Annotated in this window: 23 protein-coding genes, 1 tRNA gene and 1 pseudogene; 12 read left to right on the top strand and 13 right to left on the bottom strand. The window is 73.7% G+C overall.

Translation table 11 applies throughout. The features are described from left to right. Nucleotides 1-30: 30 nt before the first annotated feature. On the bottom strand, nt 31-528 hold the full coding sequence (locus ACZ3IL_RS18445; protein ID WP_467391467.1) for a MarR family winged helix-turn-helix transcriptional regulator: 498 nt from the start codon (nt 526-528) through the stop codon (nt 31-33). Between the two features lie 158 nt (nt 529-686). Between ACZ3IL_RS18445 and ACZ3IL_RS18450 the strand changes: the two genes are divergently transcribed. After that, a complete protein-coding gene (locus ACZ3IL_RS18450; protein ID WP_467391468.1) occupies nt 687-1,475 on the top strand; it encodes a dioxygenase family protein in 789 nt (262 codons plus the stop codon). Here the strand turns inward: ACZ3IL_RS18450 and ACZ3IL_RS18455 are convergent. Then, a pseudogene (locus tag ACZ3IL_RS18455) lies at nt 1,372-2,069 on the bottom strand (hypothetical protein); the annotation flags it as partial. The gene ACZ3IL_RS18450 and the pseudogene ACZ3IL_RS18455 sit on opposite strands and share 104 nt — an antisense overlap. Nucleotides 2,070-2,404: 335 nt before the next feature. Here ACZ3IL_RS18455 and ACZ3IL_RS18460 point away from each other — a divergent pair. Further along, complete coding sequence (locus ACZ3IL_RS18460; RefSeq protein ID WP_467391469.1) at nt 2,405-3,406, top strand: sigma-70 family RNA polymerase sigma factor; 1,002 nt, start codon at nt 2,405-2,407, stop codon at nt 3,404-3,406. Nucleotides 3,407-3,482: 76 nt separating this feature from the next. Here ACZ3IL_RS18460 and ACZ3IL_RS18465 read toward each other — a convergent pair whose 3' ends face one another. After that, on the bottom strand, nt 3,483-4,442 hold the full coding sequence (locus tag ACZ3IL_RS18465; protein ID WP_467391470.1) for a helix-turn-helix transcriptional regulator: 960 nt from the start codon (nt 4,440-4,442) through the stop codon (nt 3,483-3,485). A 62-nt stretch (nt 4,443-4,504) separates the two neighbouring features. On the opposite strand from ACZ3IL_RS18465, the gene ACZ3IL_RS18470 reads away from it, so the two are divergent. After that, on the top strand, nt 4,505-6,112 hold the full coding sequence (locus ACZ3IL_RS18470) for an MFS transporter (protein ID WP_467391471.1): 1,608 nt from the start codon (nt 4,505-4,507) through the stop codon (nt 6,110-6,112). An 84-nt stretch (nt 6,113-6,196) separates the two neighbouring features. Here ACZ3IL_RS18470 and ACZ3IL_RS18475 read toward each other — a convergent pair whose 3' ends face one another. The 3 genes from ACZ3IL_RS18475 to ACZ3IL_RS18485 all read right to left on the bottom strand — a co-directional run bounded on the left by ACZ3IL_RS18475 (nt 6,197) and on the right by ACZ3IL_RS18485 (nt 9,394). Further along, nucleotides 6,197-6,970, bottom strand: coding sequence for a DUF6227 family protein (locus ACZ3IL_RS18475; protein WP_467391472.1), 774 nt, complete (start codon nt 6,968-6,970; stop codon nt 6,197-6,199). 138 nt (nt 6,971-7,108) lie between these two features. Beyond that, nucleotides 7,109-8,185: a P1 family peptidase gene (locus ACZ3IL_RS18480; RefSeq protein WP_467391473.1), complete on the bottom strand. Its 1,077-nt coding sequence runs from the start codon at nt 8,183-8,185 to the stop codon at nt 7,109-7,111. A gap of 33 nt (nt 8,186-8,218) precedes the next feature. Continuing rightward, complete coding sequence (locus ACZ3IL_RS18485) at nt 8,219-9,394, bottom strand: low temperature requirement protein A (protein WP_467391474.1); 1,176 nt, start codon at nt 9,392-9,394, stop codon at nt 8,219-8,221. Between the two features lie 543 nt (nt 9,395-9,937). Here ACZ3IL_RS18485 and ACZ3IL_RS18490 point away from each other — a divergent pair. Continuing rightward, complete coding sequence (locus ACZ3IL_RS18490; protein ID WP_467391475.1) at nt 9,938-10,159, top strand: hypothetical protein; 222 nt, start codon at nt 9,938-9,940, stop codon at nt 10,157-10,159. A 19-nt stretch (nt 10,160-10,178) separates the two neighbouring features. Here the strand turns inward: ACZ3IL_RS18490 and mscL are convergent, their stop codons facing one another. The 5 genes from mscL to ACZ3IL_RS18515 all read right to left on the bottom strand — a co-directional run bounded on the left by mscL (nt 10,179) and on the right by ACZ3IL_RS18515 (nt 15,530). Then, nucleotides 10,179-10,712, bottom strand: coding sequence for a large conductance mechanosensitive channel protein MscL (mscL, locus tag ACZ3IL_RS18495; RefSeq protein ID WP_467391476.1), 534 nt, complete (start codon nt 10,710-10,712; stop codon nt 10,179-10,181). A gap of 117 nt (nt 10,713-10,829) precedes the next feature. Beyond that, a complete protein-coding gene (locus tag ACZ3IL_RS18500; RefSeq protein ID WP_467391477.1) occupies nt 10,830-11,471 on the bottom strand; it encodes a hypothetical protein in 642 nt (213 codons plus the stop codon). A gap of 394 nt (nt 11,472-11,865) precedes the next feature. Further along, on the bottom strand, nt 11,866-12,195 hold the full coding sequence (locus tag ACZ3IL_RS18505) for an FmdB family zinc ribbon protein (RefSeq protein ID WP_467391478.1): 330 nt from the start codon (nt 12,193-12,195) through the stop codon (nt 11,866-11,868). Nucleotides 12,196-12,263: 68 nt separating this feature from the next. Further along, nucleotides 12,264-13,565: an MFS transporter gene (locus ACZ3IL_RS18510; RefSeq protein WP_467391479.1), complete on the bottom strand. Its 1,302-nt coding sequence runs from the start codon at nt 13,563-13,565 to the stop codon at nt 12,264-12,266. A 387-nt stretch (nt 13,566-13,952) separates the two neighbouring features. Then, a complete protein-coding gene (locus ACZ3IL_RS18515) occupies nt 13,953-15,530 on the bottom strand; it encodes a potassium/proton antiporter (protein WP_467391480.1) in 1,578 nt (525 codons plus the stop codon). A 259-nt stretch (nt 15,531-15,789) separates the two neighbouring features. Here ACZ3IL_RS18515 and ACZ3IL_RS18520 point away from each other — a divergent pair, with 259 nt between their 5' ends. Beyond that, a complete protein-coding gene (locus ACZ3IL_RS18520; protein WP_467391481.1) occupies nt 15,790-18,564 on the top strand; it encodes a penicillin acylase family protein in 2,775 nt (924 codons plus the stop codon). Here the strand turns inward: ACZ3IL_RS18520 and ACZ3IL_RS18525 are convergent. After that, the gene (locus tag ACZ3IL_RS18525; RefSeq protein ID WP_467391482.1) at nt 18,554-19,162 is read right to left on the bottom strand and encodes a 5-formyltetrahydrofolate cyclo-ligase; all 609 of its coding nucleotides are present in this window, start codon (nt 19,160-19,162) and stop codon (nt 18,554-18,556) included. The two genes, ACZ3IL_RS18520 and ACZ3IL_RS18525, sit on opposite strands and share 11 nt — an antisense overlap. A gap of 104 nt (nt 19,163-19,266) precedes the next feature. On the opposite strand from ACZ3IL_RS18525, the gene galU reads away from it, so the two are divergent. The 7 genes from galU (at nt 19,267) to ACZ3IL_RS18560 (ending at nt 24,802) form a co-directional block, all read left to right on the top strand. Then, entirely contained in the window at nt 19,267-20,178 is a 912-nt protein-coding gene (gene galU, locus ACZ3IL_RS18530; protein ID WP_467391483.1) for a UTP--glucose-1-phosphate uridylyltransferase GalU, read from the top strand. 106 nt (nt 20,179-20,284) lie between these two features. Continuing rightward, the gene (gene glp / locus ACZ3IL_RS18535) at nt 20,285-21,613 is read left to right on the top strand and encodes a molybdotransferase-like divisome protein Glp (protein WP_467391654.1); all 1,329 of its coding nucleotides are present in this window, start codon (nt 20,285-20,287) and stop codon (nt 21,611-21,613) included. 57 nt (nt 21,614-21,670) lie between these two features. Further along, nucleotides 21,671-22,156, top strand: a complete 486-nt coding sequence (gene moaC, locus ACZ3IL_RS18540) for a cyclic pyranopterin monophosphate synthase MoaC (protein WP_467391484.1) — start codon at nt 21,671-21,673, stop codon at nt 22,154-22,156. Between the two features lie 74 nt (nt 22,157-22,230). Continuing rightward, complete coding sequence (locus ACZ3IL_RS18545) at nt 22,231-22,719, top strand: MogA/MoaB family molybdenum cofactor biosynthesis protein (protein WP_467391485.1); 489 nt, start codon at nt 22,231-22,233, stop codon at nt 22,717-22,719. Next, on the top strand, nt 22,716-23,327 hold the full coding sequence (locus ACZ3IL_RS18550) for a GNAT family N-acetyltransferase (RefSeq protein ID WP_467391486.1): 612 nt from the start codon (nt 22,716-22,718) through the stop codon (nt 23,325-23,327). The genes ACZ3IL_RS18545 and ACZ3IL_RS18550 overlap by 4 nt, the downstream gene beginning before the upstream one ends. Nucleotides 23,328-23,464: 137 nt before the next feature. Beyond that, nucleotides 23,465-24,493 (top strand): divisome protein SepX/GlpR, encoded by a 1,029-nt coding sequence (sepX, locus tag ACZ3IL_RS18555; protein WP_467391487.1) that lies wholly within the window; start codon nt 23,465-23,467, stop codon nt 24,491-24,493. Nucleotides 24,494-24,728: 235 nt separating this feature from the next. Then, a tRNA-Ala gene (locus tag ACZ3IL_RS18560) sits at nt 24,729-24,802 on the top strand. A gap of 193 nt (nt 24,803-24,995) precedes the next feature. Here ACZ3IL_RS18560 and ACZ3IL_RS18565 read toward each other — a convergent pair. After that, nucleotides 24,996-25,475 carry a GNAT family N-acetyltransferase gene (locus ACZ3IL_RS18565; protein ID WP_467391488.1) on the bottom strand — a complete coding sequence of 160 codons (480 nt, stop codon included), beginning with the start codon at nt 25,473-25,475 and terminating at the stop codon, nt 24,996-24,998. Nucleotides 25,476-25,478: the final 3 nt, after the last annotated feature.

Here is a 25,478-nt window from a genome sequence, read left to right on the forward strand (position 1 = left end):
CCGGCCGGCGCCCCCGCCCCGGCTCCGCGCTCAGCGGAGCCAGGGCAGGTCCGCGTCCGGGCCCACGGGTTCGAGCCCCTCCGCCATCACCCGCATGATCTCGCCGAGCTGCCCCACCTGTTCCGGGGAGAGCCGGTCGAAGAGGGCCTGGCGCACGGCCGCCACATGGCCGGGTGCGTTCCGGCGCAGGACCTCCGTGCCCTCGTCCGTGAGCCGGGCGAACTGGCCGCGCTTGTCGGAGGGGCAGTCCTCGCGCCGGACCCAGCCGTTCTTCTCCAGCCGGGCCACGGCGTGGGAGAGCCGGGAACGGGTGATCTTGGCGTCCTTGGCCAGTTCGGTCATCCGCATCCTGCGGCGGGGCGCCTGGGAGAGCCGGACGAGCAGGCCGTAGTAGACGTGCGGCATTCCGGCGTCGCGCTGGAGCTGGCGGTCGAGGTGGTCCTCCAGGAGCGTGGTGGCGTGCAGGTACGCGCGCCAGACGCGGTGCTCCTCGTCGGTGAGCCAGCGGGGTTCGGTCGTGTCTCCCATGCCCCCATCGTACGACTCATCCTTGAAAGTTGAACTATATCGTCCTATGCTGCTTCCCCGGTGAACTTGAAGTTTCAAGAACCGGGTCGCGGTGCACCGGAACGAACGGAAGCACGCGGAACACATCGGAACCCTGCCGGAAGTCGGAGGTGGCCGCCATGGACGCCACGCTGGAACGGATGCCCGCCCTCTACCTGTCCCACGGGGCCCCGCCGCTCGCCGACGACCCCCTCTGGCCCGGCGAACTGGCCGCCTGGGCCGCCGGCCTGCCGCGCCCGAAGGCGATCCTGATGGTCTCCGCCCACTGGGAGGAGGCCCCGCTCGCGCTCGGCGCCACCGAGACCGTCCCCCTCGTGTACGACTTCTGGGGATTCCCCGAGCACTACTACCGCGTCCGGTACGGGGCCCCCGGCGCGCCGGCCCTCGCCGAGAGCGTCCGCAAACTGCTCCGCGCGCCCGGCACGCCCGTGCAGGACATGCCCGGCCGGGGCCTCGACCACGGCGCGTACGTCCCGCTCGTCGAGATGTACCCCGACGCCGACGTGCCCGTGCTCCAGATCTCCCTGCCCACGCTCGACCCGCGCCGGCTCATGGACATCGGGCGCCGGCTCGCCCCGCTGCGCGACGAAGGGGTCCTGATCGTCGGCAGCGGCTTCTTCACCCACAACCTCGCCGCGCTCCGGCACCCCGGCGGCGGGGTGCCCGCCTGGTCCGCCGAGTTCGACGCCTGGGGGCGCGAGGCCCTGGGCGCGCGGGACGTCGACGCCCTCCTCGACTTCGCGGACAAGTCGCCCGCCGGACGCCTCGCCCACCCCCGCACCGAACACTTCGCCCCGCTCTTCGTCACCCTCGGCGCGGCGGACGCGGCCGGCGACCTCGCCACGGAGCGGTCGGTGATCGACGGCTTCTGGATGGGCCTCGCCAAGCGGTCCGTGCAGTTCGGCTGACCGCCCCCGGCCGTCCTCGGGAGACGGGCGGATTCAGCTCGACCGCGCGGAGGGCGGCCGCCGGGGCCGGCGGCCCGCCCACGTCGAGCGCCGTGTCCGCGAACTCGACCGTGTGGTCGGCGCCGTGCGCCGCCGCCCGCGCGAAGACCTCCTCGGGCCTCCACGGGGCCCGCGCGTACGGGGCGGCCGCCGCCGGGGCGTGGGCGGCGGTCACCGCGGCCGCCGCCGCCCAGGCCGCGGCCGGGCTCGGTACCCACAGCGCGCGGGGGAGCGCGGGCAGGGCGCGCAGGACCGCGGTCGCCGCGTGCGCCGGCATGACCGGTCCGCCGTACCCGCGGGACGCGTACCGGTGCGTCGCCGCCGCCACCAGCTCCTCCAGCAGCGCCTTCGCCGGGTCCGGGCCGTGCCCCACGCCGGGAACGCCGTCAGCCGCGCGAGCCGGCTCCTGATCCCGCCCCCCTGGTCCGGCACCGGGGGCACGGAGTCCAGCGCCGCCGCCGTCGGCGCGGCGGGCAGCGCGGTGAGCGGCGGAAGCGGCTGGTGGCGGGCCGCCCGGTACCCGAGGGCGTGCGCCGGTTCGGCGCGGCGCGGACCGCCCCCACCGTCCCCACCGGGGGGCGCGGGCGCGGGACGGGCAACCCCGTACCACCGTGACGCGTCTGAAGGAGTGCCGCCGGGTGTGATCGTGATCTCACCCGCGGTGAGGACGAGGGCTCGCGCCGAGGGTGAGGCACCCCCTCCACGGCCGCTCTGACCTGCGCGTCCACGGATGCGGGCGGACCATCGGGTGCGGTGGGAGCCGCGCAGGATACTGCATGATCGCGAGAATCCAGGGGCGGGTGGGAATTCTGTCCTGATTCCAGTCGTTGTTTCCGTCGGATGCAGGGCACCCGAAAGGGTGTCGTGACCTACTCAGCAAGGGAGCACGCATGGCAACCCGTGCCGTTGCCCGCCGCAAGACCTCCGCCGTGAGCGGGGCCGGCCGGGCAAGCAGCGTTCGCGCCGTGGGCGGGGAGATCGCCGATCGCGACCTGGTCGGCATGTACCTCGACGAGATCGCGCGCACGCCCCTGCTCGACGCCGCCAAGGAGGTCGAGCTCTCCCAGACGATCGAGGCCGGCGTGTACGCCCGGCAGATCCTGGACGGGGAGGTCGAGAGCGAGGCGGGCGGCGCGACCCGCGAGGAGCTCGAAGCGCTGGTCGCCGAGGGCGAGCGCGCCAAGGACCTCTTCATCAAGTCCAACCTGCGGCTCGTGGTGGCCGTCGCCCGGCGCTACCCGCGCAGCGGCCTGCCGCTGCTCGACCTGATCCAGGAGGGGAACGCGGGCCTGGTGCGCGCGGTCGAGAAGTTCGACTACGCGAAGGGCTTCAAGTTCTCCACGTACGCGACCTGGTGGATCCGGCAGGCCATCACCCGTTCCATCGCCGACCAGTCCCGCACCATCCGGCTCCCCGTCCACCTGGTGGAGGAGCTGGGGCGCATCCGGCGCGTGCAGCGCGAGTTCAACCGGGAGAACGGGCGCGATCCCGAGCCCGCGGAGATCGCCGCCGAACTCGGCTCGACGCCCGAGCGGATCGTCGACGTCATGGACTGGGCGCGGGACCCGGTCTCGCTGAACATGTCGGTGGACGACGAGGGCGAGACCCAGTTCGGCGACCTCCTGGAGGACACCTCGGCGGTCTCCCCGGAGCAGTCGGTGCTCACGCTGCTGCGCAGCGAGGAGCTGGACGACCTGATCGCCAAGCTGGACCACCGCACGGCCTCGATCATCCGCATGCGGTACGGCATCGAGGACGGACGCGAGCGGACCCTGACCGAGGTCGGCAAGGAGCACGGACTGACCCGCGAGCGCATTCGCCAGATCGAGAAGCACGCCCTCCTGGAACTGAAGAAGATGGCCCGCGACACGGGCTTCGACGCGGTGGCCTAGGCCGGCCGCGCGTCCGGAGCCGGCCGCGCCCCTCCCCGGAGCCCGGGGACGGCGCGCGTCCCCGGCCCCGGGGCGCTCACCCGCGCACCGACGCCGCCAGGCGTCCCGCCAGGTCCTCCACGTACGCGCGCAGGGGTTCCGGGCCGTGGACGGTGAAGGGGGAGTCCACCAGGGCCAGGCGCAGGGCCAGCCACTCGACGGAGTCGGTGGAGCGGGCGCGCAGCCGGCAGGAGGACGGACCCGTCGGGGCGGGGACCAGATGGGACGGCAGGCGGGCCGTCACGAAGTCGGCGGGCGCCTCGAACGACACGTCCAGGTCCAGTTCGGGCTGCATGCGGGAGATGGAGCCCGCCAGGAGCTGCGCCGCGTCGCCCGCGGGCAGTTCGCGCGGGCCGAAACGGGCCCCGGTGGCCAGCGGGTCGCTCACCCGGTCCACCCGGAAGGTGCGCCAGTCCTCGCGCCCCAGGTCGTACGCGACCAGGTACCAGCGGCGCCCGGTGGAGACGAGCCGGTAGGGCTCCACCAGCCGCTTCGACTCGACGCCGTCGCCCGCCCGGTAGCCGAAGCGCAGCTTCTCCCGCCCGGTGACCGCTCCCGCGAGCGTGGTCAGGGTGGCGGGCGCGACCGTCGCGCCGTCGCCCCGGGTCAGCGGGATCGTCGCGTTCTGGAGGGTGGAGACCCGGTGCCGGAGGCGGGCGGGCAGGACCTGCTCCAGTTTCGCCAGGGCCCGTACGGAGGCCTCCTCCACGCCCTCGATGGCGTGTCCGGCCCCGGCGCGCAGCCCGACCGCGATCGCGACGGCCTCCTCGTCGTCGAGGAGCAGCGGCGGCAGGGCCGTACCGGCGACGAGCCGGTAGCCGCCCACCGCGCCCATGGACGCCTCGACCGGGTAGCCGAGGTCGCGGAGCCGGTCGATGTCCCGGCGGATGGTGCGCGGGGAGACCGAGAGCCGTTCGGCGAGTTCGCTTCCGGGCCACTCGCGCGGGGTCTGGAGGAGCGAGAGCAGGTTCAGGAGTCGTGCCGGGGTGTCCGTCATGCGTCCAGCATGCGTCCCATCTAGGACATGATCCGACCTACATACCTCCTATCGTCCTTCGTATGAGTTCACACGACGCCGTCACGGGCGCGGCGGCCCCCGCCGCCCCGGCCCCCACCGCCCCGGTTCCCGCCGGCCCGGCCTCCGCGGCCCCGGACGACAGGCGGCGCTGGATCGCCCTCGCCATCGTCATGACCGCCGCCTTCATGGACCTGGTCGACGCCACGATCGTCAACATCGCGATCCCCAGCATCGAACGGGACCTCGGCGCCTCCTTCGGGGCCATCCAGTGGATCACCGCCGGGTACGCGCTCGCGTTCGCCGCCGGGCTGATCACCGGCGGGCGGCTCGGCGACATCTACGGCCGCAAGCGCCTCTTCCTCCTCGGCACCGCCGGCTTCACCCTCGCCTCGGCGCTCTGCGGCTTCGCGGCCGGCCAGGAGATGCTGGTCGCCTCCCGCCTCCTCCAGGGCGCGGCGGCCGCGATGATGGTGCCGCAGGTCCTGTCGATCGTCCACGTCACCTTCCCGGCGCACGAACGCGGCAAGGTCTTCGGGCTCTTCGGCGCGATCGTGGGCCTGGGCGCGGTCTCCGGCCCGCTGCTCGGCGCGCTGCTCACCCAGTGGAACATCGCGGGCCTGGAATGGCGCCCGATCTTCCTCATCAACCTGCCGGTCGGCATCGCGGGCCTGCTCCTGGGCCGGAAGTTCATCATCGAGTCGAAGGCGCCGAAGGCGCTCCGCCTCGACCTGGTCGGCGTGCTCCTGGTGACCGCCGCGCTGCTCATGCTGATCTACCCGCTGACGCGCGGCCGCGAGCTGGACTGGCCGCTGTGGGGCCACCTGATGATGGCCGGCAGCCTCGTCGTCTTCGCCCTCCTCGTCGCCTACGAGAAGCACAAGACGCGCAAGGACGGCTCGCCGCTCGTCGAGCTGTCGCTGTTCAGGGTGAAGAGCTTCGCGGCCGGCATCGCGGTGCAGCTGACCTTCGGCGTCGTGATGGGCATCTTCTTCCTGGTCTGGACGCTCTACATGCAGATCGGGCTCGGCTGGAGCGCGCTGCGGGCGGGCCTCACCGGTGTGCCGTTCTCGATCGCGGTCTCGACGGCCGCCGGCCTCTCGGTGCAGAAGCTGGTGCCGCGCTTCGGCCGGAAGGTGCTCCAGGCGGGCGCCCTGACGATGACGGCGGGCGTCCTGCTCTACCTCTTCGAGGCGGGCCGGTACGGGACCGCGATCACCTCGTGGCAGATGATCCCGCCGCTGGTCGTGATGGGCCTCGGCATGGGCCTGATCGTGGCGCCGCTGACGGACGCGGTCCTCTCGGAGGTGCCGCGCGAGCACGCCGGTTCGGCCTCGGGCCTGATCAACACGACCACGCAGATGGGCAACGCGCTCGGCCTCGGCCTGGTGTCGGTCGTCTTCTTCGGCGTGATCGACGACGGGCGCCTCTCCGGGGCCCCGGCGGAGACGGGCGCGGCCTTCACGGACGCCTTCCAGAACGCGATGGGCTGGGTGGCGGGCGTGCTCGCCGTGATCTTCCTGGTGATGTTCGCGCTGCCCGCGAAGCCGAAGCAGCACCTGGAGGGCGGCGAGGGCGACGGTGGGGAGGACGAGGGGAACGGCGACACCGCGGCCGTCGTCGTCGAGAAGGAGTCGGCGCTCGCGCGCTGAACCGCCGCGCGCTGAACCGTCGAGCGAAGGGCCCCGGCCCCGGGACGCCTCCCGGGGCCGGGGCCCTTCGCCGTGCCGGCGGCGTCAGCGCACCCGGGCGCGGGACTCCATCGCGCTGCGGGCCGCGTCCTCGTCCTCGTACACCTCGCACATGTGACGGCCGTCGGGAGTCGCCGTGTGCTCGACCTCCCAGAGGCTGACCTCGCTGCCGTCGAGCAGCAGGAACTGGTGCTCGTAGAGGGTGAAACCGGCCTCCCTGCCGCCCGCCACCGGGCAGCGGCGCCCGAAGGCCTGCGTGATGTGGTGCGCGAAGGCCAGCCGCAGACGGCGGGCCGTCGCCCCGCCCGGCCGGTCCGCGTTCTCCGCGCGCCGCAGGACACGGCGCGCGTGGTCGGCGGAGTTGTCCGGCACGTACGTCCTCGGCCGGGCGGGTATCGGATGGGTGAGCAGGGCGCTCAGCGGCTCGAAGTCGTCGTCCCCGTCGGGGCCGTGACCGCCGGCGGGGTCCGCCGGGCGGCCCGGCGGACCGCCCGGCAGACGGGAGGCCGCGAGCCGGGCCTCCGCCTCCCGCGTGTACAGCTCGTGCTGCTCGGCGCCGTCCCGGCCCGCGTTGTGCACGAGCTCCCAGAGGCTGAGCGTGCTGCCGTCGGCGAGCAGGTACGTGTGGCGGTGGGTCGTGCGGTGCAGCGACGCGCTGTGGTGCGAGGAGTGCGGCGTGCTGGAGTGCGCGAGCGCCGTGCCGAGGCGCTCGACGGTCGAGTCGGGCAGGTCGAAGGAGTTGAGTGCCCGGCCGAGAAGCCGTTCGATGTGCGTCTCGGTCGTCTCGTACGGATCGGGAAGATCCTGCGGATCGTTCAAGAGGGTCTCCAGGCCGTCGCCGCATGTCACTCGGTGCTTGCTCAACGTAGTCCCTGGGTCTGACATCGTGTCCGGGTTCCGGCAAAACGAGCGGAGGACGGCCGGAGTTCCCGCCCCCGGCCCCCAACTCCCGTGGGTCTAGGGGGAGTGCGGACCCTCGGGCGGTCCGTACAGCTCCCGGTACGAGGGGAAGTCCCCGCCGGGGCCGCGCAGTCCGGCGGGAGCCGCGAGCAGCGCCCGGACGATCGCCCGGGTCACCAGGTCCGCGCCCGCCGCCAGGATCTCGTTCAGGGCGAGCGGGTCCGCCCCGCCCGGCAGCTCCCGGGCCCCGGTGGCGAGGGCGAAGACCGTGTCCCCGTCGTTCATCAGGTGCACCGGCCGGACGGCGCGCGCGATGCCGTCGTGCGCCGTGCCCGCGACCTTCCGCGCCTGCGCGCGGGACAGCGCGGCGTCCGTCGCGACCACGGCGAGCGTGGTGTTCAGCGGGGGCGGGGCGGACGCCGCCCGGGCCTCCGCGAGGCGCCGCCGCGCCGCCTCGTGCACCTCCGGGCCGGGGAAGGCGGGCCGCCCGTCCTCGAAGTAACTCCCGTACGGGACGCCCGTGGACGGGTCCACGGCCGAGCCGACCGCGTTCACCACGACCAGCGCGCCGACCGTGACGCCCGACGCCAGGACGGTGCTCGCCGTCCCGACACCGCCCCGCAGGCCGCCGACCACGGCCCCGGTGCCCGCGCCGACCGCGCCCGTCGCCACGGGCGCGCGGTCGCCGCTCGCGTGGGCCGCCTCCACCGCCGCCCGGCCCGTCCCCGCGCCGGGCCGGGCCGTGAAGTCACCGCCCCGTCCCAGGTCGAAGACGCACGCGGCGGGCACCACCGGCACCACGTGGGACGGGTCGGGGCCCACCCGGACGCCCCGGTGCCGCTCCGCCAGCCAGGCCGTCACCCCGGAGGCGGAGTCAAGGCCGTAGGCGCTGCCGCCGGTCAGGACGACCGCGTCGATCCGCCGGACCACGTTCCGCGGGTCCAGGGCGTCCGTCTCCCGCGTGCCCGGCCCGCCGCCCCGTACGTCCACGGCGGCGACCACCCCGCCCTCCGGCGCGAGGACCACCGTGGTCCCGCTCAGCGCCCCGGGCCCGGCCACGTGCGCGTGCCCCACGCGCAGCCCGTCCACGTCGGTGATCGCGTCCTGACCGTGCGCCCGCCGGGGGAGTGTCATGCCCCCTGCCTACCACGGGGCCCGATGCCGGGGTCAGGATTCCGCGGCACCGGACCGCCGGTTCCGGGCGGTCAGGACCACCCCGGCCGCGACGGCCGCCGTCGCGACCAGCCCGGCCGCGAGGACGGCCCAGCGGCCCGCGAACGAGCACATCAGGATCGCGAGCGCCGCGACCGGCAGGACCGACTGCTGGGCGATGCCGACCTTGAAGTGGCGGGCGTGCAGCAGCCACACCGACAGCAGGAAGAGGGCGGCCGGGACCGTCACGGCGGCGGAGGCGGCGAGCGTCGAGAGGGGGGCCTCGCCCACGGCCTGCTCGACGGCGATCTCCAGGCCCGCCCCGACCGCGGCGGCCGACGCGAAGATCACGTAGTGCCCGTAGCCCCACAGGAAGGCCTGGCGGCTGGAGGTCAGCCGGTCGTGGGCGGGCACGGCGAAGTAGACCCACCAGGCGGCGAAGACGAGCAGCAGACCGCCGATGGCGATCGGCAGCAGCTCGTTCAGGGCGTCGTTCGCGACGACGCCCGACTTCACGGCGACGGTCGCGGCGGCGATGGTCTCGCCGAGCACGATGATGGTGAACAGGCCGTACCGCTCGGCGATGTGACGGGGATGCCAGGTGCTGGGGGCGTCCTTCTCCGCGTACACGGGCACGGCCATCTCGGCGAGCGCCATGACCACGAAGACCCACGGGCGGGCGGGTTCGGGCGCGAGGACCAGCGCGAGCCAGCCCACCTGGACGGCGAGGACCCCGCCCGCGTACCGGCGGCACATCGTCCGCTCGGCCGGGTCGGTGGCGTGACGGGCGGCGCGCAGCCACTGCGAGACCATGGCGAGGCGCATCACGACGTAGCCGAGGTAGACGACGAGGAAGTCGTGCTCCTCGAAGGCGCGCGAGACACCGGCCGCCAGGACGAGCACACCGGCGATCTGGACGAGGGTGACGACCCTGTAGAGGACGTCGTCGTTGTCGTAGGCGGAGGCGAACCAGGAGAAGTTCATCCAGGCCCACCAGATGGCGAAGAAGATCATCGCGTAGTCGGCGACGCCCTCGCCGGCGTGCCCCGCGGCCACCGCGTGCACCAGCTCGGCGCCCGCCTGGGCGACGGCGACGACGAAACACAGGTCGAAGAGGAGTTCCAGGGGCGTGGAGGCCCGGTGCGACTCCTCGCGGGAGCGGGCGGCGAGCGGACGGAGAGGTGCTGTCATGGGCCCAGCACATCAGAGCGGGCGGACCGTGGCACACCGCGGGCGGCCCGCGTGTCCGCCACCGCCACCCCCCGCCGCCGGCTCCGGCGGGATCGGCGCCGCCCGGGCCTTCCCCTGCGCGAGCTCCGTCCGCAGCGCCGGCCCGCCGGCGGCTGCGGCAACCCCCGGGCCGGGCACACCGCGCCGGGGTCGGGGCTGGGTGCGGGAGCGGTGCAGGAGCCCGAGCGCTCCCCGGAACTCCCGTCCGCCCGCCCGACCGGCTGCCCGGCCGCCCGTCTCGTGCCCGCCCTCCCGGCCGTCCGCCGGTCGGCTCCGGGGCCCGACGACCGTGGTGGACCCGTGGGCGCGTGGGCGCGTAGACATGTGGGCGACTGGACGCCGGGCGGTGCCGGCACCGCGTAGGGAGGTGCGGGCTTCCTCGTTCCGTCCTCCCCGGTGGTCCCCGGCCTCCGGCCGTCCGTCCCGGAGGGGCGCTGAACGGCGGGTCCCGGTACCGGGCCCGACCGGGGGGACGGACGCGGGGAGCGGGCGTACCCTGGAGGGATGAGCACCGCCCCCGCCCACGGCCCGCGAGATACGGAGCGATCCGGCACGCCGTCCCGTTCCGAGGACAGGCCGAAGCCGGTCATCGTCTTCGACGATCCGCTGGACCGGCAGTCCGCGGACGACACGGACCGCGGGTGGGGCGAGCGGCCTCCGGCCGGCGGTGACGGCGCCGCCGACCTGGCGCGCTTCCTCGACGAGAAGCCGCCGCACCACCTCTGAACCCGGCGCGCCGCGCCGGTCAGGAGGTGGAGTGCGCTCCCGCACCGCCGGAGCCCGCGCCACCGCCGGGCCCGCGGGACGTTCCCGCGCCCGGGCCCGACGAGGGGCCGCCCTGGGCGACCAGGTGGTCGCGGATCTCCTTGAGGACTTCCAGCTCGCTGACCTCCAGGGTCTCCTGGACGCCTTCCTTCGCCTTGTCGTGCGCGGCGCGCTTCGCGAGGATCTTCGCCATCGGCAGGACCATCAGGAAGTAGACGACGGCCGCGGTGATCAGGAAGCTCAGCACCGCGCTGAGAACCAGACCCCACTGGATCTGGATGCCCTGCATCTCGCCGTCGACCATCTTGCAGGGGTCCTTGAGGCAGGACGCGTAACTCTCCAGGTCCTTCGTGCCGAAGGCGCCCACGACCGGGTTGATGACGCCCTTGACCACCGAGTTCACGATGTTCGTGAAAGCGGCACCGACGACGACCGCCACCGCGAGGTCGATCACGTTGCCGCGCATCAGAAAGGCCTTGAAGCCTCCCAGCAGACTTTCCTTCTTCTCCGCCACCGAGGTGCCTTCCGTGTTCGTCCCGTGTGCTGTGTGCGCAGTCATTACGCCGTGTGGGGGGTGGGGGCGTCCAATCGGTACACACGAGACGGTTACCCGCCAGGCTGTGCGTGCGAATCAGCACACCGTCACCGCCAGCCGGGACGTGACGCCCGCGCTCGCGAGGGCCGCCGCCGTCGTCCGGGGCACGGACAGGACCACGAGCGCTCCTCCGTCGGGACGGGACTCGTCCGGGAGCGGAACCCCGGCCACCCGGGCGCCCGTCGCGATCACCCGGGTCTCGCCCTCCTCGCCCCACCGCGCGGCGATCACGTCGACCCGGTCTCCGGGCCTCAGCAGCCGTACGGTCGCGGCGTCGGCGATCCGTACCGGGGCGGACGCCAGCGGGACGGCCGCCACCGGCCGGGCCCGGGCGGCCGGGGTCCCCGGCGCCCCGGCGGACCTCCCCTGTCCTGTCTCCGCCGGACCCGCTCCCGGCGGGCCCGGCAGCCCCGGTCCGGCCACGGCCAGCGCCGCCGCCATCAGCGCCAGGAGGACCACCGGCGCCCGCCGCCCCCTCCGGAGCGCCCGGCGCAACCGGTGCCGCGCGCCCCGGACCCGCAGCGGTTCGAAGGACGGCACCACGCACGGCGCCGGCACGGAGGCACCGGAGACGGCGGGGGCACCGGAGAGGGCGGGGACGTCGAAGGCGCCGGAGGCCACAGAGGCGGCGGAGACGGCGGGAGCGCCGGGGAGAAGGGCGGGATGGGTCGTGTGCATCGCGGGGCACCGCCTGTCCTGATCGGTAACGGGAGCGGCTTCCACTCTTCCCGTCCCGCCCCCACCCCGCTCCGGCCTGGGGATCACCGGACGCCTGTGGAAAACTCCCTCACCCGCCCGAGCGACACCCGCCCGAGCCGCGACCGCCCGAGCCATACCCGCCCGAACCGCCACCGCCCCGAGCGGCCGCCCCGCGATCGGCACCCGCCCGCACCCCGCCGGATACGCACCGAACCACCCCGCCGATACGCACCGAGCCGTCCCGCCGGGCACGCACCGAGCCGTCCCGCCGGGCACGCACCGAGCCGTCCCGCCGGGCACGCACCGAGGGCCCCGTCGCATGCGACGGGGCCCTCGGTGGAGGAACGTACGGACGTCGTCCGGGACGACCGGATCAGGCGGCCGAGCTTCCGGTGCTCGACGAGGACGCCGAGGAGGAGGAAGAGGACGACGAGGCCGCAGCGGCGGGCTTCGCGTCCGGCGTCGAAGTGGTCGAGGACGCGGCGGTCGAGGACTTCGACGCGGCCGGCGAGCTGCTCGACGACGAGCCGCGGCTGTCGTTCCGGTAGAAGCCGGAACCCTTGAAGACGATGCCGACGGCCGAGAACACCTTCTTCAGGCGGCCCTTGCAGCTGGGGCACTCGGTCAGCGCGTCATCGGTGAACTTCTGCACCGCCTCGAGGCCTTCGCCGCACTCGGTGCACTGGTACTGGTAGGTCGGCACGTGACTTCCTCCTGGCACTCACACTCATCGAGTGCTAACGACGATCCATAGTGACGCATTCCGTGGAATCAGTCCACCGACACCGGCGCGCGGTGACCGACACCACGTGCCGTGATCCGGCCCGGCCCGGCCGGCTTCAGCCGCGACCGCAGCGCCACCAGCGTGATCAGGGCCAGGGCCGTGCCCGCCAGCGGCACCAGGAATCCGGCGCTGGCGCCCTGGGCGTCCGCGAGGCGTCCGGCGACCGTGACGGCCGCGGCCTGCCCCAGCGCGACGGCGCCGGTGAGCCAGGTGAAGGCCTCGGTGCGGGCGGAGGCCGGGATCAGGGTCTCGACGATGGTGTACCCGGTGATCAGGGCGGGGGCGATGCACAGGCCGACGACCAGGCCCAGGGCGCCGAGGAGCAGCACCGAGTGCACGGACCACAGCAGGGAGGCCGCCGCGGTGAGGCCGGTGTAACCCAGGATCAGGCGGCGGCGGGGGCCGGTCTTCCAGGCGACGGCGCCCATGGCGATGCCCGCGAGCATGTTGCCGGCGGCGAAGACCCCGTACAGCAGGCCGTTGGCGCCCGGGTTGCCGATCTCCTCGCTGAAGGCGGTGAGGGAGACCTGCATGCCGCCGAAGACCGAGCCGATGCCGAGGAAGGCGACGATCAGGACGCGGACGCCGGGCACGGAGAGCGCCGGGCGGTGGGGCTCGGAGGCGTGGGCGGTGGCGGCGCCGAACGCGGGCTGGGTGGCGCGCTGCGCCGCGAAGAACAGGCCGCCGACCAGGGTCAGCGCGGCCTCGGCGATCAGGCCGGCGGCCGGGTGGACGCCGGTGCACAGGGCGGTGGCGAGGACGGGTCCGACGACGAAGGTGAACTCGTCCGTCACGGACTCGAAGGCGGCGGCCGTCGGCATCAGCGGGGTGCCGTCGAGCCTGGCCGCCCAGCGCGCCCGGACCATCGGGCCGACCTGGGGCACGGAGGCGCCGGCGGGCACGGCGGCCAGGAACAGCGCCCAGAGCGGGGCGCCGGCCAGGGCGAGGGCCACGAGGAGGGAGACGGAGGCGGTGTGGACGAGGACGCCGGGGACCAGGACGGCGCGCTGGCCGAAGCGGTCGGCGAGCTTGCCGCTCTGCGGCGCGAAGAGCGCCATGGAGACACCGGTGACGGCGGCGACCGCGCCGGCGCTGCCGAAGGAGCCGGTGGTGTGCTGGACGAGCAGCACGATGCCGATGGTCAGCATCGCGAAGGGCTGCCGGGCGGCGAAGCCGGGCAGCAGGAAGGACAGCGCGCCGGGGGTGCGCAGCAGCTGTCCGTAACCGGGCCGCTTGTCCGTGGGGACCGGGCTCTTGCGGGCCTTGTCCGTGTCGACCGTGGACACCACGGTCCTTGCCTTTCCGCCGCCTGGTAGCGCGTCCCGTGCACGGATGGTGCGGGTGTCGCCGAGAGCTGTCCTCATGCGCGGAACTGCGGTAGATACCGGGCCGGCCCCACGGTGGAGGGGCGCCACGGCCGCCATACGGTCGCGCCAGCTCTGCTTCAGGCAGAGTTGGTTCGATCAGGTGTGCCTTCATGATACAGGGAGGAGCGCTCCCCCGTCCGGGAAAGCGCTCCTGTCTCCGGACGGGCACCTGGCTTCGACCGGCCGTCCGCCCCTGCCGCTCGGCCGTCCGGCCTGCCCGGACGGTCCTGCTCGCCGGGCTCACCCGGCCCGCGCGGTCTCCCCTGGACAGTCCGGCTCACCCCGGCCCGTCCGGCCCGTCCCGGCCCCTCAGTCCCGTCCGGTCCGCCGTGCCCGTCCGGTCTTCCGTTCCTTCCCGGTCCCCTCCGGACCGTCCGCCCCTCCGGACCGTCCCGGCAGGTGGAAACGCGCCGCCGTCGCCGGGGCCGGTCCGAGCGCCGTGGAGCCGCCCGTCCCCAGCCAGCCCGCGAGCTTGCCGCCCTGGCCGACGGCCCGCAGGCGCCGTTCCGCGGCGTCCCGCACCGGGTCGGTGGCCACGACCAGGAGTTCGTCGCCGTGCCGCAGGACGGTCGTGGGTCCCGGGACGAAGCTCTTCCCGTCCCGTACGACGAGGGTGACCGCCGCTCCGGCCGGGAGGCGCAGTTCCGCGACCTCCACGCCGTGCATCCGGGAACCCTCCGGGACGGCGACGGAGAGGAGGTGGCCGCGCAGCCGTTCCAGGGGGGCGGACTCGACGCCGAGGTCGGCGGCCCCCGCGGAGTCCCCGAGCCTGAGCGCCTTCGCCAGCCAGGGCAGCGTCGGGCCCTGGATGAGGGTGTAGACGACGACGAGGACGAAGACGATGTTGAAGATCCGTTCGCTGCCCTCGATGCCCGCCACCATCGGGATGGTGGCGAGGATGATGGGGACGGCCCCGCGCAGGCCGGCCCAGGACATGAGGGCCTGCTCCTGCCAGGGGATGCGGAACGGCAGCAGGCTGACCAGGACCTCCATGGGCCGCGCGACCACCGTCAGGACCAGGCCGATGACGACGGCGGGCCAGAAGTCGTTGACGAGTTCGTGCGGGGTGACGAGCAGGCCGAGCAGGACGAACATCCCGATCTGGGCGATCCAGCCGAGCCCCTCGGCGAAGCCCCGGTTCGCGGGCGCGTGCGGCAGCCTGGCGTTGCCGAGGACCATCGAGGCGAGGTAGACGGCGAGGAAGCCGGAGCCGTGCGTCAGGGCGCCGGCGGCGTACGCGGCGACGGCGATGGCCATGACGGCGATCGGGTAGAGGCCGGAGGCGGGCAGGGCGACGTGCCGCAGCCCGAAGGCGCCGGCGAAGCCGACCGCGAGGCCGACGGCCGCGCCGATGGCGAGTTCGAGGGCGATCTCGCCGATGAGGACGTACCAGTGGTCGACCGGTCCGGTGGTGGAGAAGGCGACGACGAGGATGACGACGGGGGCGTCGTTGAAACCGGACTCGGCCTCCAGGACGCCGGTGACCCGTGAGGGCAGGGGCACCTTGCGCAGCACGGAGAAGACCGCGGCGGCGTCGGTGGAGGAGACGACGGCGCCGATGATCAGGGCCTGCCGCCAGTCCAGGCCGACGAGGTAGTGGGCGCCGGCGGCGGTGATGCCGACGCTGACCGCGACGCCGAGGGTGGAGAGGACGACCGCGGCCGGAAGGGCCGGTTCGATCTCCTTCCACTTCGTGCCGAGGCCGCCCTCGGCGAGGATCACGACGAGGGCCGCGTAGCCGATGACCTGGGTCAGTCCGGCGTTGTCGAAGGCGACGTCGCCGATGCCGTCCTGTCCCATGGCGACGCCGATCCCCAGGTACAGCAGGAGGCTGGGGAGGCCGCTCCGGGACGAGATCCGCACGGCCGCGACGGCGATCAGCAGCACGAGCGAGCTGACGAGCAGGAGTTCGTTGAGCTGGTGGACAGTCAGTGGCCGTTCCTTCCCCTCACATGCGGCTGGATCGTTCCTCCAGCGGGCGACACTTCGTTACCTTACCTAATCTTTAACGTTTTCTTGACGCGTTCCCCGACCTTCTTCGCTCACCAGTACGGTTCTCTTCCTGACACCGCGTCCAGGCCGCCCGGACGCTGCGCCTAAGGTGGCTCCCGTACTCCAGGACCACCCTGCCCCGCGAAGGACAGCGATGCCCTCCCACACGACAGCGCCCCCCGCCAAGAAGAAAGGGCGGCGTGCCCGCCTGCTCCTCCTCGTCCTGGTTCTCGCGCTGGTCGCGGTCATCTGCGGCGGCGGATACTGGGGTGTCAGCACCGTCCGGGCCTCGTTCCCGCAGACGGCCGGCGAGATCCGCCTCGACAGCCTCTCGGGGCAGGTGGAGGTGAAGCGGGACGCGCAGGGGGTCCCGCAGATCTACGCCGACAACGAGACGGACCTCTTCCGCGCGCAGGGCTACGTCCAGGCGCAGGACCGGTTCTACGAGATGGACGTCCGCCGCCACGTGACCGCGGGCCGCCTCTCGGAGATGTTCGGCGAGAGCCAGGTCGAGACGGACTCCTTCCTGCGCACGCTCGGCTGGCGCCGGGTCGCGCAGCAGGAGTACGACACGGTCCTGTCGGCGGAGACGAAGAAGTACCTCCAGGCGTACGCGGAGGGCGTCAACGCCTACCTGAAGGACCGGGCGCCGAAGGACGTCTCCGTCGAGTACGCGGCCCTGACCCTCACCGGCGACTACGCGATCGAGCCCTGGACGCCGGTCGACTCGGTGGCCTGGCTGAAGGCGATGGCCTGGGACCTGCGCGGCAACATGCAGGACGAGATCGACCGCTCGCTGCTCACCAGCCGGCTGACCCCGGCGCAGATCAAGCAGCTCTACCCCGAGTACCCGTACGCGCTCCACCAGCCGATCGTGGACAAGGGCGGGATCGACGCGTCGACCGGGAAGTTCGGCCCCGGGGGCGGTGCCGGCGGGAACGGCGGCGCGACGGCGGGGGAGGCGGCGGCCGGCGGTTCCGGCGGTTCGCGGGGCTCCGGCCGCCCGAACGGCTCCGGCGGCTCCTCGCGGGACGCGCAGTCCCAGCTCGGCGCGCTCTCCGAGGTCCTCGACGGCATTCCCGCCCTCCTCGGCCCCAACGGCAACGGCATCGGCTCGAACTCCTGGGTCGTCGCCGGGAAGTACACGACCTCCGGCAAGCCGCTGCTGGCCAACGACCCGCACCTCGCGCCCCAGCTGCCGTCCCTCTGGTACCAGATGGGCCTGCACTGCCGCTCGGTCTCGGCCACCTGCCGCTACGACGTCGCGGGCTACACCTTCTCCGGCATGCCCGGTGTGATCATCGGACACAACGACAGGATCGCCTGGGGCCTCACCAACCTCGGCGCCGACGTCACCGACCTCTACCTGGAGAAGATCGGCCCCGACGGCTACCTGGTCAACGGCAGGGTCAAGCCCTTCGCGGTCCGCGAGGAGACCATCAAGGTCGCCGGCGGCCCCGACCGCAAGATCACCGTCCGCTCCACCGAGCACGGCCCGCTCGTCTCCGACCGCTCCTCCGAACTGGAGACGGTCGGCCAGAAGGCCCCCGTCGGCAACACCGCCCCCGACCGCGGCACCGGCTACGGCGTCTCCCTCCAGTGGACCGCGCTCCAGCCCGGCAGGTCGATGGACGCGATCTTCGCCATCGACCGCGCCAAGGACTTCGCCTCCTTCCGGGCCGCCGCCAGGAACTTCGAGGTCCCCTCGCAGAACCTGATCTACGCGGACACCGAGGGCAACATCGGCTATCAGTCCCCGGGCAAGATCCCGCAGCGCGCCAAGGGCGACGGCACCCTGCCCGCGCCCGGCTGGGACCCGGCGTACCGGTGGAAGGGATACGTCCCCTTCGAGAAGCTGCCCTACGAGTACAACCCGGAGCGCGGCTACATCGTCACCGCCAACCAGGCCGTGATCGACCCGAAGAACTACCCCGACCTGCTGACCAAGGACTGGGGCTACGGCTCGCGCAGCCAGCGGATCAACGACCTCATCGAGGCGAAGACCAAGGACGGCGGCAAGATCTCGCCGGACGACATGCGGACCATGCAGACGGACAACCGCAGCGAGATCGCGACCCTGCTCAACCCGCTCCTGCTCAAGATCGACATCGCCGACCCGCACGTCCGCGAGGCGCAGAAGCTGCTGGAGGGCTGGGACTACACCCAGGAGCCCGACTCGGCCGCCGCCGCCTACTTCAACGCCGTCTGGCGCAACGTCCTCAAGCTCGCGTTCGGCGACAAGCTGCCCAAGGAGGTGCGCGCCGAGGGCGACTGCGTCAACGTGCGGCCGGCCGACGCCACGGGACCGGTCGACGAGCAGAACAAGCTCGTCCGCGAATGCGGCCAGCGCGACCCCGACTCGGCGCAGCCCGACGGCGGCGACCGCTGGTACGAGGTGGTCCGCCCGCTCCTCAAGCAGGAGAGGAACGAATGGTGGACCACCCCCGGCAACCGCACGGACCGGCCCACCGAGACCCGTGACCAGCTGCTCGCCCGCGCCATGAAGGACGCCCGCTGGGAGCTGACCGCCAAGCTCGGCAAGGACGTCTCCACGTGGAGCTGGGGCCGGCTGCACCAGCTGACCCTGAAGAACCAGACCCTCGGCACCGCCGGACCCGGAGCCGTGCAGCGGCTCCTCAACCGCGGCCCGTGGAACCTGGGCGGCGGCGAGGCGGCCGTCGACGCCACCGGCTGGAACGCGGCCGGCGGCTACGAGGTCATCTGGGTGCCGTCGATGCGGATGGTCGTCAACGTCGGCGACTGGGACAGGTCCCGGTGGATCAACCTGACCGGCGCCTCCGGGCACGCCTTCCACACCAACTACACGGACCAGACCGACGCGTGGGCGAAGGGCGAACTCCTCGACTGGGCCTACGGCAAGGAGGCCGTGAACGCGGCGACGAAGGACACCCTGGTCCTCAAGCCGTAGGGCCGGCGGTACGGAAGCGGACGACCCCTTCCGGGGTCACCGCCGCGTGCACGGGGTGGTCGTGCGGTTCCTCCGGGACCCGGGCGACCACCTCCGCCGCATGGAGGAGCACCACCAGGGCGGGGTCCTTCCCGGCCCGCGCCAGCCGGGCCAGGACCCGGTCGTACGAGCCGCCGCCCCGCCCGAGCCGCATCCCGCGCGCGTCGACCGCGAGGCCCGGCAGCAGGACGGCGTCGGCCCCGCACACCGCCTCCGGGCCGAGCCGGGGCCCGACCGGTTCGAGGAGCCCCCGGCCCGCCCGCGCCAGCCGGTCCGGGCCCTCGTACGCGGCCCAGTCCAGGTCGTTGTCGGGGAGCAGCACCGGAAGCAGGACCCGCACCCCCCGCGCGCGGAGCGCGTCGAGCAGCGCGCGCGTGCCCGGCTCGCGGCCCACGGAGACGTAGGCGGCGACGGTGGAGGCCCCGGCCAGCTCGGCGAGTTCCAGTCCGTTCCGGGCGAGGGCGGCGGCCGTTTCCGCCAGGGACGCGGCGTCCAGGGCGGCGCGGGCCGCCAGAAGTCGGGTGCGCAGTGCGGCTTTTTCGGACATCTCCGGTGTCATGACGGTCCTCTGTGAATTCACGAAGCGCTCTTAACTGCCTTTATGCGGAGGAAGTTAATCGGAGCCACATCTTTCTCTCATTCCGAGCCGTTAGTGTGCATCGCATGAATCACACGCCCCCCCGGTTCGGCCGGATCAGCAAGGCTGTCATTCCGGCCGCCGGCCTCGGCACCCGCTTCCTCCCGGCGACCAAGGCGACGCCGAAGGAGATGCTGCCGGTCGTCGACAAGCCGGCCATCCAGTACGTCGTCGAGGAGGCCGTCGCGGCCGGCCTCTCCGACGTACTGATGATCACCGGACGGAACAAGCGTCCCCTGGAGGACCACTTCGACCGGAACTACGAGCTGGAGGAGACCCTGAGCCGGAAGGGCGACGACGACCGCCTCTCCAAGGTCCAGGAGTCCAGCGACCTGGCCACCGTGCACTACGTGCGCCAGGGCGCCCCGCGGGGCCTGGGCCACGCCGTGCTGTGCGCCGCCCCGCACGTCGGGGACCAGCCCTTCGCGGTGCTGCTCGGCGACGACCTGATCGACCCGCGCGACCCGCTGCTCGCGCGGATGGTGGAGGTCCGGGAGCGGGAGGGCGGCAGCGTGATCGCGCTGATGGAGGTCGAGCCCTCGCAGATCCACCAGTACGGCTGCGCGGCGGTCGAGGGCACCGCCGACGCGGACGTCGTGAAGGTGACCGACCTGGTGGAGAAGCCCGGACCGGGCGAGGCCCCCAGCAACTACGCGATCATCGGCCGTTACGTGCTCGACCCGGCCGTCTTCGGGGTGCTGCGGGAGACCCCGCCGGGGCGGGGCGGGGAGATCCAGCTGACCGACGCCCTCCAGGAACTCGCCTCGGACGGGAGGACCGGCGGACCGGTGCACGGCGTCGTGTTCAAGGGGCGCCGCTATGACACCGGCGACCGGGGCGACTACCTGCGTGCCATTGTCAGACTCGCGTGCGAACGTGAAGATCTGGGACCGGACTTCCGGGCCTGGCTCCGGAGATACGTCAGCGAGGAGATGTAGCGCCTTGAGCAGCAGCACGGCACCGTCGCCGTCCCCCGACGGGGACCACGAGGGGCACGGAGAGCACGAGGGGCACGGGGAGCACGGCGGCCACCGTGACCACGACATCCGCGGCGACCGGGGGAGGGGCGACGCGGCGGACCCCTGCGCGGGCCCGGCCGGCGGACTGTGGTCGGTGGACGAGCACCTGGACGACATCCTCGCCTCCGTCTCCCCGCTCGAACCCATCGAGCTGCAGCTCCTCGACGCGCAGGGCTGCGTCCTGGTCGAGGACGTGACGGTGCCGGTCGAGCTGCCGCCCTTCGACAACAGCTCCATGGACGGGTACGCGGTCCGGGTCGCCGACGTCGCCGGAGCCACCGGGGAGTTCCCCGCCGTCCTCACGGTCGTCGGCGACGTCGCGGCGGGCGCGGACGGCCTGCCCGAGGTCGGCCCCGGCCAGGCGGCCCGCATCATGACCGGCGCCCCGCTGCCGCCCGGCGCCGAGGCCGTCGTCCCCGTCGAGTGGACCGACGGCGGTACGGGCGGGGGCGCGGCGACGGGCATGAGCGCCGCGAGCACCGTCCCCGGCGGCGCGTCCGGCGAGGTCAGGGTGTACCGGGCCGCCGAGGCCGGCGCCCACGTCCGCGCGCGCGGCGGCGACGTCCGGAAGGGAGAGCTCGCCCTCGCGGCCGGCACCGTCCTCGGACCGCCGCAGATCGGCCTCCTCGCCGCGATCGGGCGCGGCACGGTCCGGGTCCGCCCCCGCCCCCGGGTCGTCGTGCTCTCCACCGGGAGCGAGCTGGTCCAGCCCGGCGAACCGCTGGGGCCGGGCCGGATCCACGACTCCAACAGCTTCGCGCTCGCCGCCGCCGCGCGGGACGCCGGCGCCCTCGCCTACCGGGTGGGGGCCGTCGCCGACGACGCGGAGACGCTGCGCGCCACCCTCGAGGACCAGCTCATCCGGGCGGACCTGATCGTGACCACGGGCGGGGTGAGCGTCGGCGCGTACGACGTGGTGAAGGAGGCGCTGACCGCGGACGGCGAGGTCGACTTCCGCAGGCTGGCCATGCAGCCGGGCAAGCCGCAGGGGTTCGGGGCGGTCGGCGCCGAGCGCATTCCGCTGCTCGCCCTGCCGGGGAACCCGGTCTCCTCGTACGTCTCCTTCGAGCTGTTCGCCCGTCCCGCGATCCGCGCCCTGATGGGCGTCGAGGACCTGCACCGGCCCCGGGTGCGGGCGGTCCTCGACGCGGACGGGACGCTGAGGTCCCCGGCGGGCCGCCGCCAGTTCCTGCGCGGCGCGTACGACCGGGACACGGGCGCCGTCACTCCCGTGGGCGGTGCCGGCTCCCACCTGGTCGCGGCCCTCGCGCACGCGGACTGCCTGATCGTGGTCCCGGAGGAGACGGAGAGCGTGGAACCGGGAGCCGAGCTGGAGGTGGTCCTCCTCGGCTGAGCGCGTACGGGTGGGGGTACGGTGTCGTCCCACACAGCGACCGGGAGTGTCACGGCCATGAGCACGCAGCAAGGTCTCACCCACATCGACGAGGCGGGGGCGGCCCGCATGGTCGACGTCTCCGCGAAGGAGGTCACGGCCCGCACGGCGCGCGCCAGCGGGCGGGTCCTCGTCTCGCCGCGCGTGATCGAACTGCTGCGCGGCGAGGGCGTGCCGAAGGGCGACGCGCTGGCGACCGCCCGGATCGCCGGGATCATGGGCGCGAAGAAGACGCCCGACCTCGTCCCGCTCTGCCACCCGCTCTCCGTCTCGGGCGTGACGCTCGACCTGTCGGTCGCGGACGACGCGGTCGAGATCACGGCGACCGTGAGGACGACGGACCGCACGGGCGTCGAGATGGAGGCCCTGACGGCGGTCTCGGTGGCGGCCCTGACCGTGGTCGACATGGTGAAGGCCGTCGACAAGGGCGCGGTCATCTCCGACGTGCGGGTGGAGGAGAAGACGGGCGGCCGGTCGGGCCACTGGACGCGGGGCGAGTCGTGACGCGCGGCGGCCGGGTCGCGGGGACGCGCGAGCACCCGGAGCCCGCCGGGGCCGCGACGCCGGGGGAGGCTCCGGTGGACGCCTACTCGGCGCTCGTCGTCACCGCCTCCAACCGGGCGGCGGCCGGAGTGTACGAGGACAGGGGCGGTCCGCTGATCGCCGAGGCCCTGACCGCCCTGCGGTTCGCGGTCGAGGGGCCCCGGGTCGTCCCGGACGGGGAGCCCGTCGAGGCGGAGCTCCGGGCGGCCGTCGAGGCCGGGTACGACCTCGTCGTCACCACCGGCGGTACGGGGATCTCGCCGACCGACCTGACGCCGGAGGCGACCCGCCGGGTGCTGGAGCGGGAGATCCCGGGCATTCCGGAGGCGATCCGCGCGTACGGCCGGGAGAAGGTGCCCACGGCGGCGCTCTCCCGGGGCCTCGCCGGCGTCGCGGGCGGCACCCTGATCGTGAACCTCCCCGGCTCCACGGGCGGGGTGCGGGACGGCCTGGCCGTCCTGGAGCCGCTGCTCCGGCACGCCCTCGACCAGATCCGCGGCGGCGACCACCCGAGACCGTCGTGACCCCGTCCTGGCCGGTGGTCCTCGCCGACGGCGACGTCGTCCTGCGCCCGATCAGGATGCGGGACCACGCGGCCTGGCGCGAGGTGAACCGGCGCAACCGCGAGTGGCTGCGGCCGTGGGAGGCGACGGTTCCGCCGCCGCCCCCGGGCGGCCCGCCCGCCCGGCGCCCGACCTACCGTCAGATGGTGCGCCACCTGCGCTCGGAGGCGAACGCCGGCCGGATGCTGCCGTTCGTGATCGAGTACCGGGGACGGCTCGCCGGCCAGTTGACGGTGGCGGGGATCACCTGGGGCTCCATGTGCTCGGGGCACGTGGGGTACTGGGTGGACAGCGCGGTGGCCGGGCGCGGGGTGATGCCGACGGCGGTCGCGCTCGCCGTCGACCACTGCTTCCGCACGGTCGGGCTGCACCGCGTGGAGGTGTGCATCCGTCCCGAGAACGGGCCTTCGCGCCGGGTCGTGGAGAAACTCGGCTTCCGCGAGGAGGGGCTGCGGCCCCGCTATCTCCACATCGACGGCGCGTGGCGGGACCATCTGGTCTTCGCGCTCACCGCGGAAGACGTCCCGGAAGGACTGCTGAGGCGCTGGCGTTCCACGAGAATGAAATAAGTGTTCGAATTAAATCGCCAGTTGGCGACCCGTCGGCCCGAACAATCACAAAAAACTTCAGTGATATCAGCCAGATCGTGCGACACACCGGGCCAATTGGCCGATGCCTTCGCGCGAACCCCTCTACCGTGTGAATCGTGAGCAGCAGCGGCCTCATCTACGCAGTCATCGTCGGGGCCTGGGCCGCCTACTTGGTGCCGATGTGGCTCCGCAGGCAGGACGAGCTGAACGAAGCCCGTCCGACGGAACGCTTCAGCACCGCCATCCGGCTGCTTTCCGGACGGGCGGGCATGGAGCGCCGTTACGCCAAGGAGCTGAAGGAGCGGGACCGTACGGCGGAGGGTCCGACGCCCGACGTGGACCCGGACGCGGTGACCGAGCACCTGAGCTCGGTCGACGTCCGGGCCTTTTCCGCGCCCGCGACCAGGACCGAGGCGCGCCTGGAACTCCCGGAACCGGAACCGGCCCCCTTCCCGGCCCGCCCCGCCCCCGGGGCCGCCGAGCGCGCCCGCCGGGGCAAGGTCCTCGCCCGGCGCCGCCGGACCACGATCGTCCTCTTCCTCGCCTTCACGCTCGGCGCGGTCGTCGCGGCGGTCGGCGGGGTCCCCTTCCTGTGGGCGCCGGCGGCCCCCGCCCTGCTGCTCAGCGCGTACATCGTCCACCTGCGGACCCAGGAGCGGCGGCGCTTCGTGTACGTGATGGACCGGCGCCGCGCCGAAGCGGCGGCCGCCCGGCTGCGCGAGAGCCGCCGCCCCGCCCCGACGCCCGCGCCGGAGGCCGGGACGACGCCCGCGACGGCCCCGGCGGTCTCCCCGCAGGAGGCCGACCGGCGCGCCCTGGTCGAACAGACCGACCACGCGGAGTGGGTGGACCAGCAGCGCGAGCGCGGCCCGGCCCGCGGCGACAGCTGGGACCCGGTCCCCGTCCCGCTCCCCACGTACGTCACCGCCCCGGTCGCCCCGCGCGCCACGAGCGGCGTCGACATCACGGACCCGGACACCTGGAGCGCGGCCCGCTCCTCCACGGCGGCCGACCCGGCCCCCGCCCCCTCTCCGGCCCCCCGCCGCCGTGCCACCCCGCCCCGGCGGGGCCGCGACCAGGGCCGCACCCCCCTCTTCGACCAGTACGCGGACGACGACGACCGCCCCCGGGCCGCCAACGAGTGAGCCCCGGGGCCCACCCCCGCCCCGTCGCCCTCCGGCGCGGGGCCGCGTCGTCCGGGACGTCCGGAGAGGCGAAGTAGAACGGCACGCCGGGACGGTCTGCGAGGAGCCGCCCCGTCCGGCCCCGCCGCGCACGGCGCGACGGTCGCCGCGCGGGTCCGGGGGCCTCCCCGGTGACCTGCGGCGGAAGCGATTTTTGTTCTCGCCGGTCGGGGTGCTAATGTTTCACACGTCGCAAGGGCCTGTGGCGCAGTCTGGTAGCGCACCTCGTTCGCATCGAGGGGGTCTGGGGTTCAAATCCCCACAGGTCCACAGACAACGAGAGTCCCGCCCGGTCGCAAGACCGGGCGGGACTCTCGCGTTTCCGGGCGCATCCACGACCGTGTCCGGTCCTCGCCCGCGGGTGAGGACCGGTGCCGGGCGCCCGGCCGGTCGTGTGCCCGGCACCGTCCGTCGCCTCCCGCCGTCCCGGGGGAACCGCGCGGCGGGCCGTCGCGACGGGGCGTCAGGTCAGCGGCTTGGCGTAGCAGAGGCTGCTGGGGTGGTCGCGGTAGTGGCCGAACTTGGCGCAGGGCTCGTAGCCGCTGGAGGTGTAGAGGGCGATGGCCTCCGGCTGGGCGTCGCCGGTCTCCAGGACCATGCGGACGCGGCCGGCGGCGCGGGCGTCGGCTTCGAGGGCCGCGAGGATGCGGCGGGCCAGACCCAGGCCGCGCGCCTCCGGGACCACGTACATGCGCTTCAGTTCGGCGTCGCCGTCCGAGTAGCCCTGGTCGTTCTCGTCCTGGGTGCGCCAGCCGCCGGTGGCGACGGGCTTGCCCTCGGGGGTGTAGGCGAGGAGGTAGAGGCCGCGCGGCGGAACGAACATCGTGGCGTCCAGCGGTGTGACGTCGCCCTCGTCGTCGTAGCGGAGGGCGTATTCCGCCTGCACCGCGTCATTGAGCTTCACGGCGTCGGGGTGGTCATAGGGCGTGGGCTGGATGTGCATGCG

The sequence above is a fragment of the Streptomyces sp. NPDC014907 genome, assembly GCF_055562975.1.

Excerpts from the sequence above, each read along its gene's own strand:
- ACZ3IL_RS18445 (WP_467391467.1), bottom strand. The coding sequence starts at position 528 with ATGGGAGACACGACCGAACCCCGCTGGCTCACCGACGAGGAGCACCGC.
- ACZ3IL_RS18470 (WP_467391471.1), top strand. The coding sequence starts at position 4,505 with ATGAGTTCACACGACGCCGTCACGGGCGCGGCGGCCCCCGCCGCCCCG.
- ACZ3IL_RS18525 (WP_467391482.1), bottom strand. The coding sequence starts at position 19,162 with ATGACACCGGAGATGTCCGAAAAAGCCGCACTGCGCACCCGACTTCTG.
- ACZ3IL_RS18485 (WP_467391474.1), bottom strand. The coding sequence starts at position 9,394 with ATGACAGCACCTCTCCGTCCGCTCGCCGCCCGCTCCCGCGAGGAGTCG.
- ACZ3IL_RS18490 (WP_467391475.1), top strand. The coding sequence starts at position 9,938 with ATGAGCACCGCCCCCGCCCACGGCCCGCGAGATACGGAGCGATCCGGC.
- galU (WP_467391483.1), top strand. The coding sequence starts at position 19,267 with ATGAATCACACGCCCCCCCGGTTCGGCCGGATCAGCAAGGCTGTCATT.
- ACZ3IL_RS18450 (WP_467391468.1), top strand. The coding sequence starts at position 687 with ATGGACGCCACGCTGGAACGGATGCCCGCCCTCTACCTGTCCCACGGG.
- ACZ3IL_RS18520 (WP_467391481.1), top strand. The coding sequence starts at position 15,790 with ATGCCCTCCCACACGACAGCGCCCCCCGCCAAGAAGAAAGGGCGGCGT.
- ACZ3IL_RS18480 (WP_467391473.1), bottom strand. The coding sequence starts at position 8,185 with ATGACACTCCCCCGGCGGGCGCACGGTCAGGACGCGATCACCGACGTG.
- ACZ3IL_RS18465 (WP_467391470.1), bottom strand. The coding sequence starts at position 4,442 with ATGACGGACACCCCGGCACGACTCCTGAACCTGCTCTCGCTCCTCCAG.
- ACZ3IL_RS18460 (WP_467391469.1), top strand. The coding sequence starts at position 2,405 with ATGGCAACCCGTGCCGTTGCCCGCCGCAAGACCTCCGCCGTGAGCGGG.
- ACZ3IL_RS18500 (WP_467391477.1), bottom strand. The coding sequence starts at position 11,471 with ATGCACACGACCCATCCCGCCCTTCTCCCCGGCGCTCCCGCCGTCTCC.
- moaC (WP_467391484.1), top strand. The coding sequence starts at position 21,671 with ATGAGCACGCAGCAAGGTCTCACCCACATCGACGAGGCGGGGGCGGCC.
- ACZ3IL_RS18565 (WP_467391488.1), bottom strand. The coding sequence starts at position 25,475 with ATGCACATCCAGCCCACGCCCTATGACCACCCCGACGCCGTGAAGCTC.